The sequence below is a fragment of the Pedobacter sp. KACC 23697 genome, assembly GCF_045348445.1.
GTDB lineage: Bacteria > Bacteroidota > Bacteroidia > Sphingobacteriales > Sphingobacteriaceae > Pedobacter.
The window spans coordinates 2,575,453-2,595,861 of the sequence record NZ_CP157485.1; the positions used below are offsets into that span (position 1 = coordinate 2,575,453).

Below are 20,409 nucleotides of genomic sequence, written 5' to 3' on the forward strand. Positions count from 1 at the left end.
ATGAGTGAAAAAAAAATAAAGAACATTTTTGTTAACGGCTCCATAGAACCCGCTTTTATAGCCGACAGCATTGCCAGGCACAGTAGCCAAACAGCTATCGGCGGCCATAGTATTTTTATGGGGCAAGTACGAAAAGATGAAATTGAAGGTAAATTTGTTGCTGCGATCGAATACACCGCTTATGAAGAACTTGCACTCGAAAAAATGCACCAGATCAGAGAAGAAATTTTCGAAAAATATCCACTTAATTGCATGCACATTTACCACAGTTTGGGCACGGTAAAAACAGGTAAAATCTGCCTTTTTGTTTTTACCTCATCAGCACACCGTAAACCAGCAATAGCTGCCTGTAGTGAGATAGTAGATCGATTAAAAATAGAATTACCGATCTGGGGCAAAGAAATATTCGAAGACGAAACCCATCAGTGGAAAGAAAACAGTTAAACATGGTAAACATCACAAAAAAATCCAACACCTTAAGGAGTGCCATTGCAAGTGCTACGGTTAAGGTATCTAAACAGGAAACCATTGATGCCGTTGAACAGCGCAAAATACCCAAAGGCGATGTATTTGAATTTGCCCGTGCCGCAGGTTTATTTGGCGTAAAAAAAACGAGTGATGTGATTCCCGATTGTCACCCGCTTCCGATTGAATATACGGCCATCACTTATGAAATTGTGGGCTTATCTATCATCATCCATGTTGAAGTACATACCATTTACAAAACAGGGGTAGAAGTTGAAGCCATGCACGGTGCATCGGTTACCGCTTTAACCATGTATGATATGTTAAAACCAATAGACAAAGGCGTGGAGATAGAAAATATCAGGTTATTAAAAAAATCGGGAGGAAAATCTGACCTTAAAAATGCCCGATTCCCTGAGATAAAAACTGCAGTGGTGGTCTGTTCAGACTCTGTTTTTGGAAATAAAGCTCAGGATAGTGCTGGTAGAGCCATTATTTCGCGGTTACAACAATGGGACATCAATACGGAGATATATGAAATCGTTCCTGATGAAATGGATGCGATTAGAAATAAGGCTATCGAATTAAATAAAGCGGGTTTTCAATTGCTCATTTTTACCGGCGGTACCGGCCTTTCACCACGAGATGTAACGCCTGAAGCCATTGCGCCTTTAATCGACAGGAATATTGATGGGATCATGGAAACAGCTCGTCGTTACGGCCAGGAGCGCATGCCTTACGCTATGCTTTCGCGCGGTGTAGCAGGGTTTATTGGCGATACATTGGCACTTACTTTCCCAGGTTCGAAAAGTGGCGCAGAAGAAAGCATGGATGCGCTATTCCCACAGGTTTTGCATTTATTTAAGGTAATTAAAGGCGAGAAACATTAATATTTACTTCATGTCACTATTGCTGGTCGGGATTTGTAATCCCATCCTTTACTCAATGTCATTCTGAACGCGGTGAAGAATCTTTAAGCTATGCAATACTCAAAACCATATTATAAAACCGGATTAAAAATCGGTAGTTCGATGATCAAAATCACAGATCCTGACCGAAACCACCATTCACAATATTAAATTTAAACCATAAAAATCTTTTTTGTGATCAGAATTTAAGTTCTATTTTTGCAGCATGTCGTCTAAATATAAGATTTTATACTTTTTCCAAAATTCTGACACCACTATCCTGGAAATTCAGCGTCTTGGCCTTCCAGATAACGCAGATGCAGAGGCGACCTACCACTGGCTTTATTTTGATAAAATTACAGGATCATTAATTAAATTATGGTTCAGATCGATGGATTCGTCTACGGAAATTGAAGAACGTTATTTTGAACAGGGTTATCTTAAATTTAATAAAACGGAGGCTACCTATATCGAAAAACACAATTCTTCGCAACAGAAACTCAATAACATGGGTAATAGAGCAATTGGAGAAGAAATAAGTGCTTTATTGGAAAATTATCTAAAATAATTTAAGCCATCTCCGGCAATTCTGACACTAAGCCATCTTTACTTAAAGGATAACGCGAGGCATAGAAATCCCGAAGTGACTGATGAAAAACAGGGTACCATTCTTGTTCCTGCATACTTTCTAAAAGTTGTGTACAAGCCAGTACATCCGCATCAGAACAGTGAAGTTTCCCTGCAACAAAATTAACTACATCCCAAATACCATCCATCATCAAAAACCGAAAAACGGATAAAATTGCAGACCACTGTACTTTTTTAGTATGCAGCAAAAAAAATCGTGATACCGGGCTGCACAAACGTTTAAATGCCATATAATCCTCTTCTGCGCCTGCTAAGTTTAAAATGCCTTCACTGTAAGGAAGGTTTAGAATTTCTGCTGCAATTTCATCCCGGCCATGGATATAAATACTTCCCGCACAGATAGATGATATGGATACCAGTGCTAAATGATCATAAATTCCGGGATGCATTTTAAGTTTGCCATTACGTACAAATACCAGCCCGCCTTTTTTAGCCATGCCAGTTTGAATGTTAAGCGCCGATAAACTTAACAGCTCAAATTCTGCAGCAAAGTTAAGCGCCATCACAAATTGCGCAGCGGCCATAAAGGTGCCCTGATCAAGAGGTTTCTTGCAGGCAACAGGTTCCTGAACTGAAAAAATAGAAAGTTGCAAAAAATTAATGAGTTTGGTTGAGGCTGACTATATTAACATTGGCAAAAATAAAAATCCCGCTCAAAAAATGATAATATGGCTTTTGGATAAAAACAATCAGAACGGTAATGAACTAGAAATGAGCAGAAAATTTTTTCAACCTTTTGTTCATTATAGGTTGGCAATTAGGATTTACCGTTTAAAAAAATATCCGGGCAAAAAAAAAGCAGGATTAAATCCTGCTCAAAATCTTTTGGGGAAGAATTAAACAACTCTTACTTTCACTGCATTAAGGCCTTTTTTGCCTTCTTGAACGTCATATTCAACTGTATCATTTTCTCTGATTTCGTCAATCAGGCCTGATGCATGCACAAAAATCTCAGATCCGCTTTCTTCTTTGATAAAGCCAAAGCCTTTTTCTGAGTTAAAAAATTTTACTGTTCCGTTTTTCATTATACTGGATGTTTTTAAATTAAAAATCAAAAATAGGATTAAAACCCAAAAACCAAAATTACTAAGCAACAAAATTGCTAATTATGTACAAAAAGATTTACAACCGTGAAAATTATAGTTGCCATTTACAGTTTAACCTATTAACAAAAAATGTTTACCCACTTCAAAAAGATTTTCCCTGCTTGATGGAGGAGTACCAATTTATCGGGTGCGACCTTAAATTCATGCCATCACTTTCAATGTGATATAAGATAATAGGCATGCTGAAATCGACAAAACGTTCTACCTTTCTGGAAAGTTTACCAAGAAAATCCATGCTTGATATGCCTTCTTTTAAATGAACATAAATTACACTGCCCGTTTTAAATTCAAAGCGCTCTACTACTCCCGGCCACTCTGCTTTTATCCTGGAAAGAAAAGCTTTGATTTTGGTTTCTTCTTTTAGATTTTCCATAAGCTTATCAGTTTTTAATATATGCTAATTTAAAAAATTATTCCAAATTCGATTAATTGTAACAGTACCTATACATTGTTTAATGGAAAATGTAAGATGGGATTGATCCTTATCCTTCACTATTTCTAAATGTAATACACTTTAAGATTCTTGCATGCGCGAGATGACGGATCTTGACATTTTATCTGGTCTTAGCGAGACGCTAAGACCAGCACTTGACGAATCTGTTACTTCACAGCAACAATTTCCACATTCCCGGTTTCAAGCCCTTTTCCCTTTACAACAAGTTGAACTGCGCCCTCTTTTTTGCCAGATTGCACCACCACCACCAGTTTTCCGCTGAACAATTTCATGGCTGGTTTTACAAAAGATTCCAGTGAAGTGGCATCGCCATTACAAACCGCTTTAAATGCGCCTGCACCTTTTACTTCAAAATTTAAAGCATTGGTAGCCGTTGGACAGGGTATTCCGTTTTGATCAACAACTGATACGGTTACAAAAGATAAATCTTTGCCATCAGCACTAATTTGTTTCTTATCTGGCATTAATACAATTTTATGGGGTTTACCCGCCGTCGTAATCTTTTCTTCTGCCACAGGCTTTCCGTTGCCATCAAGTGCTACTACTTTTAAAATCCCTGGCTCGTATTTAACATCCATCCACATCAGGCGGTATCGGTTCTGCGGGCTTGATTTATCCTTTCTTCTTATGCCCAAACTTTTACCATTTAAGAAAAGTTCAGCACTATCATAACTGGTGTACACAAAAACAGGCGTGGTTTGGCCTTCTCTTCCCTCCCAGTTCCAATGCGGAAGCAAATGAAGCGTAGGGGCTGTTTTATTCCAACGGCTCCTATACAAATAATAACGGTCTTTAGGCAAACCTGCAAGATCAGAAATCCCGAAATAAGAACTTCTTGACGGCCAGCTGCTATCATAAGGCGTAGGCTCTCCAAGGTAATCAAAACCAGTCCAAACAAACTCCCCGATCACCCATGGTTTGTCATCCTGCATGACAAAATCATCGTCGGGTACGTTAGACCAGCTGCAATATTCAAGATCGTAAGAAGAGGATTGAAAATCAGGATATTGTTTATCAAAACCTTTTACAACAGGAAATTTATAGATCCCTCTTGAGCTCACGGTTGATGCAGTTTCTGATCCCAAAATAAACCCTTGTGGAAAAATCTTATTGGCTTCTTCGTAAAGGTGTACCCTATAATTTAATCCCGGAATATCCATTAAAGCACCAAAACCTGATTGCATTGTTGCTTTCACCTGATCCATTCCTACCGTAACCGGGCGTGTTGGATCCTCACGATGGAAAATTTCCTGCAGCCATTTTGCCCTTTTAACCCCTTCGGCACCAAACTGATCCGGCACTTCGTTACCCGAACTCCACATTACAATACTGGGGTGGTTTTTATTTGCCTGCACCAGGTTTACAATGTCTTTTTCAGCATCGGTATTAAAATATAAGTGATAACCATTTTCTACTTTGGCCTTTGCCCATTCGTCAAAACTTTCGGCGAGGAACATAAAACCCATTTCATCACATAATTCCAATTGCTCTGGCGAAGGCATATTGTGCGAACTTCGGATGGCATCACAACCCATTTCTTTTAAAATGGTAAGTTGCCTCCTTAGTGCCGCAGTATTAATGGCCGCTCCAAGCGGCCCCAAATCGTGATGCAAACAAACACCTTTGAATTTTCTTACTTTACCATTTAAACTAAAGCCGATACCCGGACTGAAATTGATTGTCCTGACCCCTAACCTTGTTTTTACGACATCTTTTAATACATTTCCTTCATATACACTCGATACTGCGGTATACAGATACGGGCGCTCCGGACTCCAGAGAATAGGATTGCCGATGGCTAAATTCTGATCCGCCTCATTGCCAAAAATATCCTTTGCCGTATCAATAGCCACCTGCTTACCCGAACGATCTAAAATCTGCGTAACCAAACGAATACCTTTACCGGTTAATCTGGTTTTGATATTTACTTTGGCAAATTCTTTTTTAATAATTGGCGTAGTAACAGTGATCCCCCATTGATCGATGCTTTTTTCTTCTTTAATGATTAAATGTACATTTCGGTACAAGCCCGCCCCCGGGTACCAGCGCGACGATTTTGCCATATTCTTCAGGTGCACGGCCAATAAATTATCATTCGCTTTCAGGGCCTTGGTAATATCGATATAAAAGTAATTATAACCATAGTTCCATTCGCCAACCAGTTTTCCATTGAGGTAAACGCGTGGCTCGCTCATGGCACCATCAATTTGCAACAATACTTTTTGGTTTGGCTTAAGTGCCGGAAGAGGGAGTTTTTTCCTGTACCAACCTTCGCCAATATAAGGTAAAGCGCCGGTTCTACCCGTTTTTTCACTGGCTTTGGTTTCCCCGTTTTGGGTAATTGCAGTTACCTGTTTATCTATTTCTTTATCAAATGGTCCGCTAATGGCCCAATCGTGTGGAACAGTTACCGTTTCCCAGCGTGTATCATTGAAAGTAGCCTCGGCAGCCTTTGGAAAATTTCCCTTTGAAAACTTCCAGCCTTCATCTAACAGGATTTCGGTTCTTTGGGCAATGGCATTTAAATAAGCAAGGCTAACCATAAAAATGGTGAAAAGTATTTTCTTCAATCGGAACATGTAATTATAATGGTTATTTTAAATAAATAGATTCGATAATAATATGGATCGGTTTGGTAATAGCTCCATAACCAAAAGTAACTTCGAGCTTTTCCGCATTTTTCAAGTCGAATGCAGCTTGGTTTGGTGATTGATAATAAAGTGGTAAAAAGCCTGGATAAGGACGAGGAAGCAATAACTGGGCATCACTTTTAAGCTGATTTAAAGGGATTTCGATCAGTTGAAAATCTTTTCCCGCGAGGATTTCTGTGGAGAAGAAATGGGCATCGGTATCAATCAAGCCTACTTTAACTTTCGTGTTTTCAGTATCTGCTTTTATTTTGATGACTAATTTTTTCAAATTATTCATCTCTGAAACTCTTCCAGTTATTTTATCAGCGAAAAAATGCTGAAAACCCATGAGCTGATTACTTTCAGGCATACTGACCGATAGCTTCATACTCAAAACGGATGGATTTTCATCTGAAACGTATTCTACTTTACCATTTGTCCAATTGGGATGATAAATATTACTGTTTTTCCCATCTAAAGCCGCATTAAAGATTTCTACCCTAGCATTTCTAGCTGCAACATAAGTCTGGTAGCTTTCGGTTTCAAGCCTATCCCATGCATTTGGATTGCCCTTTATATGGCCTGGAAAAGTAACTTCATCGCCATTTGCTTGATGAATAATGATCTGGTATTTCAACAAACCATTTCTCACCAGTTCAGCGGGAATTGTAGCGGCATATTCATATTCCCGTTTTTTTTGTAAGAGAATATTTTGCCCGCGGTTTGCGCCATTGAATTGAAGAAAAGCAGAATCTTTTTCGCCTAAACCTGTAATTTCAGCATGGAGCTGAGTGGCTAAACCTGCTGAAATTGTGCTAAAAGGCTGATGTTTAACAAAAATATCTCCTTTTGAAGCTTTAGGAGCAACAAATTCGCCTAAAGCAATATGCTGATAATGGCTTTGCGCATTTAGATTGGTTTTCAGGTTTTTCTTTACCAGCAGATAAGTTCCGGGAGAAACATTAAACCCATTTTTAATGGCTACCGAATTAACCGTATTACCTTGATTTAAACCCTTAACCGTAAAATTAGCGCCCAAATCGGGCAGATCGATAGTCATTGGCAAGGTAGACCAGAAGATCCGTGTAACTTCTTTTTCAGGTGACGCTTTTTCAAACGGATCCCTGATCAGAATAGCATCAGGCATTACTTCCAAACGCCATACGCCCGCAGCAATCTGATCGATAAAGTAAGCTCCTTTACCATTATACTGAACAATTTTTGAGCTTCCAACCCCCGCAATATGCTTTAGTTTTTTTGCGTTCATAACTTTCGAAGAGGTTGAATTCGTATAATAAAATTCATCGGCGGTGTTCATTTCGCTAAGCGAATTTTTATAATCGATTTTGAACGGGCCAAAAGTATGGCCATTGTTTAACGTATCTAAACGGGCTGTTTGATGAAAAACCTTTGAAGCAATTAACATACTGATTGCTTTTGAAGGCGTATATGCAAGGTTTAAATAATGGGTTTGGTATTCGGTGTTGGCATAAGCAGTTGCCATAGGATCGTAAGCGAATTGTGTAGCCCATTGAAAACCAGCTGCCCTGAAACTTCTGGCCATTGCCGGATACATGATCGGCGCCATTACATCACCAGCATCAAATTCGTACACCGCTTTAGCATGGTTTTTAAATGCCGGAATCGTATCAAAAGGGATTTTGTACTTCTCCACATTGGGCAGGTAATTGCCTTGCAGTGTATGGCCGGCAACCAAACCTGTGGGGTACCACTGGAAAGTATGCCCCTGAACATTTGCCTTTACAATGGCATCGGCATACCAGGGCGATTCGCTGATGTTGTAAAAAATGGGTTTAGTCCAGCCGGCACTTTTTATGGCGGCGGTCATGCGGTTTACATATTCTGTAGCTCTTTCTTTTGGCCCGCTATGATGGGGTTCATTATTGATTTCTGCAGCCAAAATACCGGCATCCTGCTGATAGGTTAAACCCGTGTAAGGATTTTTGTGTTGGAAAAACTGTTTCAGGTAATTTTCCTGTGCTTTAAAAGCTTCTTCGCTTACTACCGATTTATCTTTACCATATTTATTGGCAAAACTGCCTGTTTTTTCATCCTTCTCCGGGTAACCATTACCCCAAAAAGCAATTGGTGTAATCAAAGTTTTGATTTTACGTTTCTTAAGTTCTGCAAGCAGAAAATCGAAAAGGCGCAAATGTTCGTTATTGATCAGGTTTCCCTCAGCATCTGATATTTCCTGATCCCAAACATGTACGCGGAAGGCATCCAAACCCAAACGCGAAAAATGATATACATCGTCTTTGATTGCTTGTTCAGCGGTTACGCCCATCCTGACAATAGCCCTGTTGCCATACGCAAAGGGCGCAGTGTAATTTGTACCGAAAAAAGCAGCTTCTTTATGGTCTTTCTCCCAACGGATTACTCCTGATGCATCTACATAAATACCCTGTTTATGTTGTGCATGGGTAACCATTACAATTACAGTAAAAGAAACGGAAAGAGATAGTTTTTTGAGTAAAATCATAAATAAAAATTTTGTTTGTCGGGATTTGCAATCCCGACATTCCTAACTATGGATTTAAAATCCGTTTCTCGCTTCCGGATTACAAATCCGAACCAATTATAACCTTTTTAAATGTCCCAAAACTTGTATAGTTCGTGGAGACAAGAACCATGGCATCAGTGCAGACACGAACCACGGCCACAAGTGTTAGTCGGGGTTTAAAATTCATGAGGTCCGGATTTGTAATCCGGACCAACCCAAATTATGGCAGAAATGCATCCATAGCAACCGTTGGTTTACCCGAATCATCAAAAGCGCCCAATTTATAACCGCTCCAGCTATTGTAAGATTGTGGTTCCCAATAAAAAACCCCTAACCCTTTATTATTTGGCAATGATTTATTCTTTGCAATTAAATCTTTAATAAAGGCTTTGCAGGCTACTGCTTCTGAAACAGGCATTCCCAATTCACAGATCATCACTTCCGATCCATAACGCGAAACCATATCCGTCATATTGGCCAGACACTGGGTATTTTTTGCCGACCAATCAGTAGCGGTTGGGTACATCGACATGCCGATTACATCCCATTTGGCACCATTGTTCTTTAAGCCATCAAATATCCACCTGAATAAGCTGTTATCGTAACCATTGGAGATATGCACTACCACTTTCGAAGTCGGATTTACCGCTTTTACACCGTTATATCCAGAAAGTACCAGATCTGCAAAGTTTTTCATACTCGCAGATGCTTTTCCATCGTTCCATAACATACCGTTATTGGTTTCGTTGCCTACCTGTACCCATTCAGGTACAATTTTATTGTTTTTTAAAACCGTTAAAACCTCAACGGTATGGTTATAAACTGACGTTTTAAGGGTAGCAAAATCCTGCGAAGCCCATGCGGCAGGTTTGTTTTGCTGACCGGGATCTGCCCACGAATCGCTGTAATGAAAATCGACCAGCAAACGCATGTTCATCGCTTTTGCCCTTTTTGCCTTTGCCAAAACATCGGCCGTATTGCAATAACCGGCAGCAGGATTCACCCAAACCCTCAATCGAATGGTATTGATGCCTTTATCTTTTAAAATCCTCAACAAGTCTTGTTGTTCACCTGCAGCATTGTAAAACTTTTTGCCCGCAGCTTCCATTTCGGTCAGCCAGCTTACATCAGCTCCTAAGGCGTAGGTACCTACCGGATCGGGAGCAGGATAAATCTGCGTTTCTCCTTTTATTGTTTTTTTGCAACCTGTATTAATCAGGCTGAGCATGATGATGAGGCCCAGCCAATTGATGGTTTTTTTTTTTTTAAACATTTCTATATTCTTAAGCAAGTTTGAACTTAATATTTGTATTATAGTTTATTCTAAACCGCCCATCATTCCCACGCAGGCGGGAATCTTAATACTCCATATATCTGCCAGCGCTTTAAGGTTCCCAATCGGGTTAGGAATGACGAAACGAAAATTTATTTAATTGAATAAGTATAATTTCCATCGCCGGCACTTAAATCTAAAGTAACGGTGAAAACACCTGTTTTAGTTACCGGGATATTAATACCGCCCCAGGTTGGCGCGCCTGCATAAATCAAAGCTCCATTGGCATCTATTTTATAGCTGATATCGTAACCGCCGTTACAGGTAAATACGAAAGTTTTGCCCGCGGTTAAGGGAACATTTGCGGCAACCCATTTACCGGTTGTTGCATTATATATCAATGGCGTTGATGAGGTGCTCCAGGCATTGTCATCACCCGAGATAAAAAATTTAACAGGCGTATAGGTAATGGTTAAAGCATCTACGTCGGCATTAACTTTCATATAAGCCGGTGCCGGCGTAAGGTATAAATTACCACCGGTTAAGCTCATGGTTGTTGATGTACCTCCCCAACCGTAAACCTTCGCATCCTTTGTTGATACCAGTTGGAAAGCATCACCTCCATAGCCGTCGGCATTTGGTAAATTTAAATATCCCTCATATTTAGAATTAAATTTAGCTGAGGTTAATATAAAACCATTCGTCCTTGCGGTTGGTGTTTTCCAGGAGTTGCCTCCTTTTACCATCAGCGCCGGATATTCGATAGTAGCTTTATATGGGTTAACCGTCATGGTCAGGCTGGAGTAAATCGGTTTGATGGTAGAAGCGATTCCCGTATTTTGGGTTACTTCTGCCTTTAACCTTACAACCAAGGTACTTACCACACCGGTTGGCAATAACAATTGATTGGCCAAAAGCGAGTTAAAATCGGCACCCAAATAAGTTTTTTCAAAAACACCTGTTGCAAGTTTAACGCTTATGGCATTTGCCCATGCATTTGGCCCGAGGGTATCGGCAGGCACATCAAACTCTAAAGAGTACGTTGGAATAACATTTACGCCAAAATTTGCGGCCTTAAAACTAAAGGTAACCACATTGGTGGCGTCAGTGGCTGAAGTTAACACCACAGTAGCTGTAGCGCTTTTAAAAGCGAGACTACCTGCACTGGGTGGAGTAACTACATTTGTACTTTCCTCTTTTTTGCAACCGAATAACACGCTGATTACAAGCATATTATATAGGATATAAATAGATTTTTTCATGATAATTTAGATTAATAACCTGTATTCTGACGAAGATTTGGATTGGCCGAAAGATCTGTTGGTGGCAATGGATAAAGATTGTATTTGCTGTTCACCGCTGTACCGCCTTTAACACCACCTTTCCACGCCCACAAATAGGCTGCAGTGGTAAATTTTCCAAAACGGATCAGATCTGTCCTGCGGGTGGCCTCATACCAAAGCTCACGACCACGTTCATCTAAAATAAAATCGGTGGTTAGCGCACTCGGAGTAATATTTCCGGCTGTACTGCCATTATAGGCGCGGGTACGCAACTGGTTAATATAGGTTAAGGCCTGCGTTAAACTACCACCTGATCCGCCCCGTAAAACGGATTCAGCATAGGTTAAATAAATTTCGCCTAAACGGAAAAGAGGAAAATCGATGTCCGAAAAATCTTTGGCAACATCCTGATGCGGGGCCGGGCCGCCAGAACGGGTTTTGTTGCGGTATTTGGTGCTGGAATAACCATCGGTAGAAGTATACAGGTCATTTACCTCCATATTTTGTCCCGACATATAAAACTGTGCCCTTGTATCAGTTGCGCCGGTTTTATCAGCAAAAAGATTTACAAATTGCTGCGTAATCCTTAATCCGCCCCAGTTACCATTTGATCCTGATACCTCTGCAGGAACGCCCGCAGGTCCATGCATCAGGTAAGTGGTACCCCCAAAATTCTGGGTGCTTGTACCATCATAATTAATGGTCAAAATATTCTCATCCGTATTTAAGTGGTTATCGGCAATGGTTAACTCGAGGTAATTGCCATGAAGCGCATAACCTGCAGCGGTAATTTTGTTGCAATAGGTGATGGCATCGGTATACCGGGCAGTACCGGTATATACTTCTGCATTTAAATATATCCTGGATAATAATGCCCAGGATGCGGCCCTATCGGCACGGCCATATTCATTTCCTTTAGGTGCCGCTAAATCATTTTCGATGGCCTTAAGTTCTGATTCCACATAAGCGAATAAGTCTTTCCGGCTAATCTGCCTGGGTAAATCCTTCCCGCCTATTTCGGTAGTTTCGGTAACCAAAGGCGGATTTCCATAAATATCCATCAATACGGCATACTGATAAGCCCTGATAAAACGGGCCTCTGCCCTAAACCTGCGCACCTGATCGGCATCAGCGCCAACAATTCCTCTTTTGCTTAAATTATCATCAGAAGATTGGTTAATGAAATCGTTGCAAAGTGTAATCTGAAAAAATGAACGGTAATATAAACCATTGATAATCGAATTGATGGATGACCAGGTCATTTCATGCAAGCCTTGAATACCAGCATCATTCTTCCACGACCAAACCGCTTCATCGGTGGTTAATTCCTGCAAATTCCAATACAGACGAAGAAAATCAGAGTTCCCCTCATCTTTGATAATTTCTACCGGAATATCGGGCTGGCCAACCGATGCATTCCCTGTAAGCGCAAAAGCCCCATAAACCTTGGCCAATGATTGTTTGTAACCCGCTGCCGAAGTATATACTTTATCAGCAGTAAGATCATTGGTCGGTACCAGATCCAGTTTGTTGCATGATGTGGTGAGAATTGCCGCAGTGCAAGCCAGCATAAATAGTTGTAAAACACGTGGTTTCATATATTTTTTGTTAATACGGTTCATGATCTTAAAAATTAACATTCAGGCCTAAAGAGAAAATACGTGGACGGGGATAGATGTTATTATCTACACCAGAGGCTACCTCCGGATCTAAACCTTTATATTTAGTAATGACAAACACATTTTGCACACTGGCCGTTAAAGCTAAGTTTGCTTTGGTTTTTAAGATCTGACCAAAAGCATAACCCAGGTTAACATTGTCCATTCTCAGGAATGATGCATTTTGAACATAATAATCGCTCAATAACTGTTGTGTTTTAAAATTGGTGGTAAGGTAATTTGGTGAAGCATTTAAAATAATGGCCGTACCTAAAATCTGGTCTAAATTACCACTTTGGCTAAAGTTATTATTATAAACGTAGTTTCCTAAATTCGCCCTCAAAGTGAAAGATAGATTCCATTTTTTGTAGCTTAAGTTATTGCTAAAACCTAAAAATACTTTAGGATCGGCCTGTTTCCCTTTTTTGAAATCGTTCTGGTTAATTACCCCATCGCCATTCTGATCTACATAAACGCCTTCAATCGGGTTTCCATTCTGATCGTAAGTCTGTTCAAACAGATTGAAAGTATTTTTTGGTCCGCCAACTGCGTTAATAAAAGCATTTTGTCCGCCAACACCACCTGCAATGGTTCCGCTAGGAAAACCTGCATAATTCGGATCGTTAGGTACCACTGTTAAGTTGGTAATGGTATTTTTGTTATAAGTAGCGTTGAAGCTGAAATCCCAGTTGAAATCCTTTTCTTTTACCGGATTAAAACCCAGGGTAAGCTCCACACCTTTGTTTTCCATATCGCCTACGTTTACAATGGCCGTAGCCGCGAAGTTTGTTCCGGCAGGTTGTGGAATCAGGTTTAACAAATCGCTGGTTTTCTTTTGATAAAAATCCAGGCTACCTGTAACGCGGTTATCGAATAAGCCAAAATCCAGGCCAATATTGGTTGTTGCTGTTTCTTCCCACTTAATATTGGCAATGTAAGCGCTTGGACGGTACATTTGGTAAAAGGTATTTCCGAACTGGTAAGATGCATTTAAAGCACTTAAACCATAGGTAGACATGTACCCATAATTGCCAATTCCATCCTGTTGTCCTGTAATACCATAACTTGCCCTTAGTTTTAAGGCGGATATGGTTTTATTATCTTTCAAAAAGGCTTCATTTTTAACGGTCCAGGCCAATGCCACAGATGGAAATACACCATATTTATAGGCAGGACCAAAACGTGACGAACCATCGCGACGTACCGTCGCCGTTAAAAGAAACCGTTCGTCGTAATTATAATTTAATCTTCCGAAATATGAGATCAAACGGTATTGAGGTTTGTTAAAAGCAAAAGCCGGATCAGAATTGGCCACCTTATTGCCATTGGCATCAAAACTTGGATAATAATATTGCGTGGTTAAATAATCATTATAAGAATAACCTGCTGTAGCATCTATCCTACTTTTAATCGATTTAAACTCTTTAATATAGTTCAGGTAAAAATCCAGCACAGTATTTCTCCTGTTCTGTTTGTATTGGTTATTTACGCCGTTACCAATACCATTCAGGTTACCAACAAATGCCTCTGCTGCATTTGGATCAACGAAAACAGTACCTTTTCCTGAAGCCACATCATAAGCTGCATTTAAGTTGGCGTGTAATTCTGGTAAAAAGGGAAAACTATAATCCAGCTGAACATTACCGATACTGCGCATGGGTTTTGCACGGTCTTCTCTTTGCTCCAGTAAACCAACCGGGTTACGGCCAACCAGATTCACCAATCCTGTTGGAGTAGTAGAATCTAACCATTCCCAATAGCCATTATAGTCTGATCGATTGGTATAAGTAGCTTGTGTTGGATCGAAACTTACTGCTCCACCAATGGCAGCCGTATTGGCGAAACGCGTTTTCTGCATGCTACCTTTCAGGTTGATATCCAGTTTGAGGTGATTATCAAAAAACCTCGGATTGAAAACGAGGGCAGCTGAAGTTTTCTGCAATTGGTCGGTTCTTAACACGCCTGTTTGGTTTTGATAACCGATGGACAAACGGTAAGGCAGTTTTTTTACTCCTCCGCTAATGCTGATGTTGTTATCGGTAGAAAAACCATCCTGATAAATCAGATCCTGCCAATTGGTATTAAACGATCCCAATTGAGCTTTTTGCGCCGAAGTACCTTTAGCATTTACAATTGCGCGGATTTCATCAGCACTTAATACATCCAGTTGTCTGGTTAATTTAGAAACCGAGTTTACTGAATTAAAAGTCACTTTTAAGGCATCGCCCAAACCTTTCTTTGTGGTGATGATGATTACCCCATTGGATGCCCTTGCACCATAAATGGCTGCGGCCGAGGCATCTTTTAACACCGTGAACGTTTCAATATCATTTGGATTAATAAAACTCAGTGGATTAGATGCCCCCGAAACGCCTCCGCTTTCCAGGGGTACACCGTCGATCACAAATAACGGATCGTTACTGGCATTTAATGAGGAACCACCACGGATACGGATGGTGCTCCCGCTTCCCGGCTGACCGCTGTTTGAGGTAATCGAAACACCTGATACCTTACCCGATAACATTTGTTCCGGGGTGCTGATACTCCCTTTTTGGAAATCTTTAACACCCACAACCGCTACCGAACCGGTAAGGTCCTGTTTTCGTGTCGTTCCATAACCTACCACCACTACATCATTTAAGGTAGAAGCATCTTCTATTAAAGTGATGTTTAAAGTGGTGCTTTGAGTAACCGGAACTTCCTTTACTTTATAACCTATTGAGGAGAATTCAAGGATACCAGCCTTTGCAGTTATTTTGATACTAAAGTTTCCGTTACCATCAGTAGAGGTGGCAATCGCGGTTCCTTTTAAACGAACGCTTACCCCTGGCATACCTAAATTATCGGGTGCTGTTTTAACAACTCCGGTAATGGTGGCCTGCTGTGCAAAAAGATATCCATGGGTAAAAATCAATAGTAAAAGCATTAACATCTGCTTGTTACTCCTGATGAAAAATGTAAAAATGTGCATAAAATATTATGGTTAGAATTAACGATACAAATGAAAGCTTTGTGGCTTTATCCGCTTTGTGCTATTGTTCATTTCTTTTGTGCTAATCGACATATTATTGGTTTAAATGGCGTATTAAGCATTTTTTTAAATGCGGTTGTTCTAAACCTCTTGCGTCATTCCTGCACAGGCGGGAATCCTAATGCAAGCTACAAATCAGCGAAATCATTAAGATTTCCAATCAAGTTGGGAATGATGATACGCAGGTAAATCTCTTGCTTCTCCTCTAAATCATCATACTAATCCTTCGCAAAAATCAATTATCTTTATCGGCTCAGAACTGTCTGCATAAACCGTCAAATGAACACGTTAACGAGAACTTTTTTCCTGCTCCTCTTTATTTTTTCGATAGGAAACGTTGGCGCACAAAATTTAAAATTTAAGCACGTTAGTGTAGAAGACGGACTATCAAACAGCACCATCGAATGTATTTTTCAAGATCACCGGGGTTTTATCTGGTTTGGTACACGCGATGGATTGAACAAATACGATGGCAATCAGATCACCGTTTTCAGACACAGCAAAAACGGAAACAGCATCAGCGATAATTTCATCAGGTGTATTTTTGAGGATCAAAACAATACCCTTTGGATTGGTACATCAGATGGGCTAAACAGGTTTAATGCCGAGAAAAACAATTTTACCACTTATCGGTCCAAAGACAAAAAAAGCCAGACTAATAACATCATTACTTCTGTTCAAGAAACCGCAAAGGGAATTTGGATTGGCACTTATGGTGGCGGACTAAACTTGCTGGATCAAAAATCGAGTAGTTTTGGCCGGTTTCAATACCAGTCGGATCAGAAAAAAACCGACCGAAAGGATTATATCAATGATTTATACTGCGATATTAATGGAAATATCTGGATGGCAACCGATGCGGGCATCCAGATTTTAAACCCTAAGTCAGGTAGCTCAACAGCCATTAAAACATTGGAAAATGAATCTTTCAGGGTCATTAAAAAAGATCCGGATGGCTCCTTTTGGTTTGGGACGGAAGAAAACGGCCTCATCCACTACGATCCTGTCAAAAACACTATCAAAACCTATCAGCACCAGGAAAAAAACAATAATAGTATTGGCAGTAACCTGGTGAGGGCTATTGTTTTTGATAAACAAAAAAACCTGTGGACTGGTGGCATTAACGGAGGTTTAAACCTTTTTAACCCCAAAACCGAAACATTTACACATTACCAGAACGAACCAGGCAATACCCTTAGTTTATCGCAACGCACTGTTTCGGCACTTTTTGTTGATCAACAAGGAAATTTATGGACCGGTACACACCGGGGCGGGGTAAATCTGTATAGTCCGCAGGCAGAAAAATTTAAACTGGTGCGCCAGGAGCCTAATAAAAACAGTTTAAGTTATAATGATGTAAGGACATTTTACGAGGATAAAGCCGGTAACATTTATATCGGAACCGATGGTGGCGGACTCGACATTTACAACAAAGCAAATAAAACCTTTCTCCACTATCGTTATAATCCTTTTAACCCGATGAGTATTGGGGCCGATGCCATTCTCGATATCTCCGAAACCAAAAGCGGGATGCTACTGATTGGTACCTGGGCAGGCGGCTTAAACTTAATGCACGGCGATGGCTCATTTACGCGTTTTAAGCACAATGCCAGTACCACCTCCATTTCCTCTGATTATGTACAAAAATCGTTCGAAGACAGTAACGGAAATATCTGGATAGGCACTTATTATGGCGGATTAAATCTTTTTGACGCGCAAACTAAACAGTTTAAACGCATTAGCGAAGGGAAAAACGGTAGTAAATTAAGCGGAAACAATATTGTTGCCATTAATGAAGATCAATATAAAAACCTATGGATCGGTACAGATGATGGTGGTTTGAACTGTTACAACCTGAATACGCAGGTATTTACCCATTATTTTATGGGCGATGGAAAAAGGCCCGATTTGAGGGTAATTTTTATCGATAGCAATGGCAATTTGTGGGTCGGGCAGGCCGGACTTTACCGGTTTAACCGTGCCAAAAACAATTTTGAGCTTTACACCACCAAAGCAGGATTATCAACCGAGTTTATAAAAGGAATTACAGAGGATGATAAAGGCAATTTCTGGATCTCTACTGCCCATGGCCTAACCAGGTTTAATCCGCAGCACCAAAACTTTAAAAAATACAATACAGGAGATGGTTTGCAGGGACTCGAATTTGAAACCAACGCTTATTTAAAAACACGCGATGGTGAGATGTTTTTTGGCGGAGTAAATGGTTTCAATTCATTTTTTCCTGATGATATACAAACCAACAAGTTTATTCCACCAGTTTACCTGACGGAGTTCCAAATTTTTAATCAAACGATTCTTCCCAACAACGAAGGATCTGTTTTAGAAAACGATATCAGTTATACCAAAGAAATCAGGCTGGCTTACGATCAGGCTTCGATATCGTTCCGATTTGCCAGTTTAAACTATGTTGCTAATGAAAACAACAATTATGCTTACAAACTGGAGGGGGAAGATAAAGACTGGATTTTTGCTGGCCATGCGAGGCAGGCATCTTACACCAATCTCGATCCGGGGACCTATACTTTTAAGGTAAGGGCTTCAAATAATGATAATATTTGGAATACTACCGGAACAACGCTAAAAATCGTCATTTCACCACCTTTTTGGTCAACCTGGTGGTTTAGGCTAATCGTGATGGCCACAGCCCTGTATTTAACCTATTTAGTACTGAGTTTTAAACGCAGATTAGAGATCAGAAAAATTGAAGAAGAAAAAAGGGAAGAAATGCACCAGACGCAGCTTCAGTTTTTTACCAATATTTCGCATGAGTTCCGTACACCGCTTTCATTAATATTAGGACCAATAGAACGCCTGCTGAAAGAAGATACCCAGGAAAGCTTCCAAACATATTACCTTACCATCCATCGAAATGCCAACCGCTTACTCAGACTCATTAACGAACTGATGGATTTTAGAAAAACAGCATCAGGTGCTTTAAAACTTAATGTTGTAAATGGAAACCTGAACCTTTTTATTGATCAGGTGGCGGAAGAATTTTCGGAAATGGCGGCAGAAAAATCGATCAGTTTTACGGTAGAAAAAGAAAATCTTCCAGCCAATAGCTGGTTCGACAGGCAGGTGATCGAAAAAATCATCCTCAACCTGATCAACAACTCCATCAAATATACCAAAACTGGTGGTACACTCACACTGCAGGTGTTTACTGATCTTCGCAATCGCAAACCGGCTTTTGAAAATCAATTACTGATTAAAAGTGATTATGAAGCCCGTTCCTACATCTATTTCCGCGTAATTGATAGTGGTATCGGGATTTCGAAAGATTCTATCCGGCATTTATTTGAACGTTATTACCGGATTACCGAAACGCATTTGGGATCTGGAGTGGGTTTGGCTTTTGTAAAAAGTTTAACGTTGCTGCATAAAGGTTTAATCCAGGTATCGAGCGAACGGAACGAAGGAACGGAGATTATTATCGGCATCCCAGGCAGCAAAACAGATTATACCTTAAATGAACAATTCAGTCAAAACAGCGAGCCTGGTGGCACCCGTTTAGAAAGCATCAGCTATCGCTCGGAAACTGAAGTAACACAGCCAACTGCTGAACAAACACCAGCAAACGCCACCAACAACATTCTTATTGTAGATGATAATGATGAGCTGAGGGCATTTTTAAAGGATACTTTAAGTCCATCTTATACCATTACCGAAGCTTCTGATGGTAGTGCGGGACTTGAACAGGCACGAAAAGACCTCCCCGACTTAATTATAAGCGATGTGATGATGCCTGGCATGAGCGGAACAGAATTCTGTAAGCACATAAAAGAAGATATAGAAACCAGCCATATCCCATTTTTAATGCTCACCGCTAAAAACAGCATTGAATCCGAAATTGAAGGCGCAGAATCGGGAGCCGATCTTTACTTTACCAAACCCATCAACATTAACCTGCTACAGCTTACCATCAAAAACATTTTTGAGCAGAGACAGAAATTGAAAGATCATTATTTAAAAAATAAAGATACAGAACCCAAAGCACTTGCACACTCGGAAAGGGACAAGGCCTTTTTAACTAAATTACTTTCAATCATCGATGCCGAAATGATCAACCCGGAAATGGATATCGATTATTTATGTAAAGAAATCGGCATGAGCAGAACCAAGCTTTACCAGAAAATAAAATCGATCACAGGACAATCTATCGGCGAGTTTGTACGCTCTGCGAGACTTAGAAAGGCAATAGAAATCATGAAAACTGAAGATGTACTGATGACAGAAGTGATGTACCGGATCGGTATCCAAACGCAATCATATTTTACAAAAGCTTTTAAGAAAGAATTCGGGGTAACACCAACAGGTTACATGCAGAATTTAAAATCTTGAGTAAGCAAATATTAGGCTGAGAGAAAGTAAAAAAGCCCTTCAATCCTGAGAGGGCTTTTTCATAGTC

13 protein-coding genes are annotated in these 20,409 nt (G+C 40.2%); 4 read left to right on the plus strand and 9 right to left on the minus strand.

Annotation, left to right across the window (positions count from 1 at the left end):
- The 3 genes from ABEG20_RS10305 to ABEG20_RS10315 all read left to right on the plus strand — a co-directional run bounded on the left by ABEG20_RS10305 (nt 1) and on the right by ABEG20_RS10315 (nt 1,941).
- Complete coding sequence (locus tag ABEG20_RS10305) at nt 1–444, plus strand: molybdenum cofactor biosynthesis protein MoaE (protein ID WP_406827284.1); 444 nt, start codon at nt 1–3, stop codon at nt 442–444.
- Nucleotides 445–446: 2 nt separating this feature from the next.
- Nucleotides 447–1,355: a bifunctional molybdenum cofactor biosynthesis protein MoaC/MoaB gene (gene moaCB, locus ABEG20_RS10310; RefSeq protein WP_406827285.1), complete on the plus strand. Its 909-nt coding sequence runs from the start codon at nt 447–449 to the stop codon at nt 1,353–1,355.
- 244 nt (nt 1,356–1,599) lie between these two features.
- Nucleotides 1,600–1,941 (plus strand): hypothetical protein, encoded by a 342-nt coding sequence (locus tag ABEG20_RS10315; RefSeq protein WP_406827286.1) that lies wholly within the window; start codon nt 1,600–1,602, stop codon nt 1,939–1,941.
- 1 nt (nt 1,942) lies between these two features.
- Here the strand turns inward: ABEG20_RS10315 and ABEG20_RS10320 are convergent, their stop codons facing one another.
- The 9 genes from ABEG20_RS10320 to ABEG20_RS10360 all read right to left on the minus strand — a co-directional run bounded on the left by ABEG20_RS10320 (nt 1,943) and on the right by ABEG20_RS10360 (nt 15,920).
- Nucleotides 1,943–2,614: a hypothetical protein gene (locus ABEG20_RS10320; protein ID WP_406827287.1), complete on the minus strand. Its 672-nt coding sequence runs from the start codon at nt 2,612–2,614 to the stop codon at nt 1,943–1,945.
- Nucleotides 2,615–2,857: 243 nt separating this feature from the next.
- Entirely contained in the window at nt 2,858–3,046 is a 189-nt protein-coding gene (locus ABEG20_RS10325; RefSeq protein WP_406827288.1) for a cold-shock protein, read from the minus strand.
- A gap of 163 nt (nt 3,047–3,209) precedes the next feature.
- Nucleotides 3,210–3,500: a hypothetical protein gene (locus tag ABEG20_RS10330; protein ID WP_406827289.1), complete on the minus strand. Its 291-nt coding sequence runs from the start codon at nt 3,498–3,500 to the stop codon at nt 3,210–3,212.
- A gap of 227 nt (nt 3,501–3,727) precedes the next feature.
- Nucleotides 3,728–6,160, minus strand: coding sequence for a glycoside hydrolase family 2 TIM barrel-domain containing protein (locus ABEG20_RS10335; protein ID WP_406827290.1), 2,433 nt, complete (start codon nt 6,158–6,160; stop codon nt 3,728–3,730).
- A gap of 13 nt (nt 6,161–6,173) precedes the next feature.
- Nucleotides 6,174–8,714, minus strand: coding sequence for a membrane or secreted protein (locus ABEG20_RS10340; RefSeq protein ID WP_406827291.1), 2,541 nt, complete (start codon nt 8,712–8,714; stop codon nt 6,174–6,176).
- Nucleotides 8,715–8,955: 241 nt separating this feature from the next.
- On the minus strand, nt 8,956–10,008 hold the full coding sequence (locus ABEG20_RS10345) for an arabinogalactan endo-beta-1,4-galactanase (RefSeq protein WP_406827292.1): 1,053 nt from the start codon (nt 10,006–10,008) through the stop codon (nt 8,956–8,958).
- A 152-nt stretch (nt 10,009–10,160) separates the two neighbouring features.
- Nucleotides 10,161–11,270, minus strand: a complete 1,110-nt coding sequence (locus tag ABEG20_RS10350) for a SusE domain-containing protein (RefSeq protein ID WP_406827293.1) — start codon at nt 11,268–11,270, stop codon at nt 10,161–10,163.
- Nucleotides 11,271–11,281: 11 nt separating this feature from the next.
- Nucleotides 11,282–12,889, minus strand: coding sequence for a RagB/SusD family nutrient uptake outer membrane protein (locus tag ABEG20_RS10355; protein WP_406827294.1), 1,608 nt, complete (start codon nt 12,887–12,889; stop codon nt 11,282–11,284).
- A gap of 28 nt (nt 12,890–12,917) precedes the next feature.
- Nucleotides 12,918–15,920, minus strand: coding sequence for a SusC/RagA family TonB-linked outer membrane protein (locus tag ABEG20_RS10360; RefSeq protein WP_406827295.1), 3,003 nt, complete (start codon nt 15,918–15,920; stop codon nt 12,918–12,920).
- 339 nt (nt 15,921–16,259) lie between these two features.
- Between ABEG20_RS10360 and ABEG20_RS10365 the strand changes: the two genes are divergently transcribed.
- Nucleotides 16,260–20,342 carry a two-component regulator propeller domain-containing protein gene (locus ABEG20_RS10365; protein ID WP_406827296.1) on the plus strand — a complete coding sequence of 1,361 codons (4,083 nt, stop codon included), beginning with the start codon at nt 16,260–16,262 and terminating at the stop codon, nt 20,340–20,342.
- Nucleotides 20,343–20,409 lie beyond the last annotated feature (67 nt).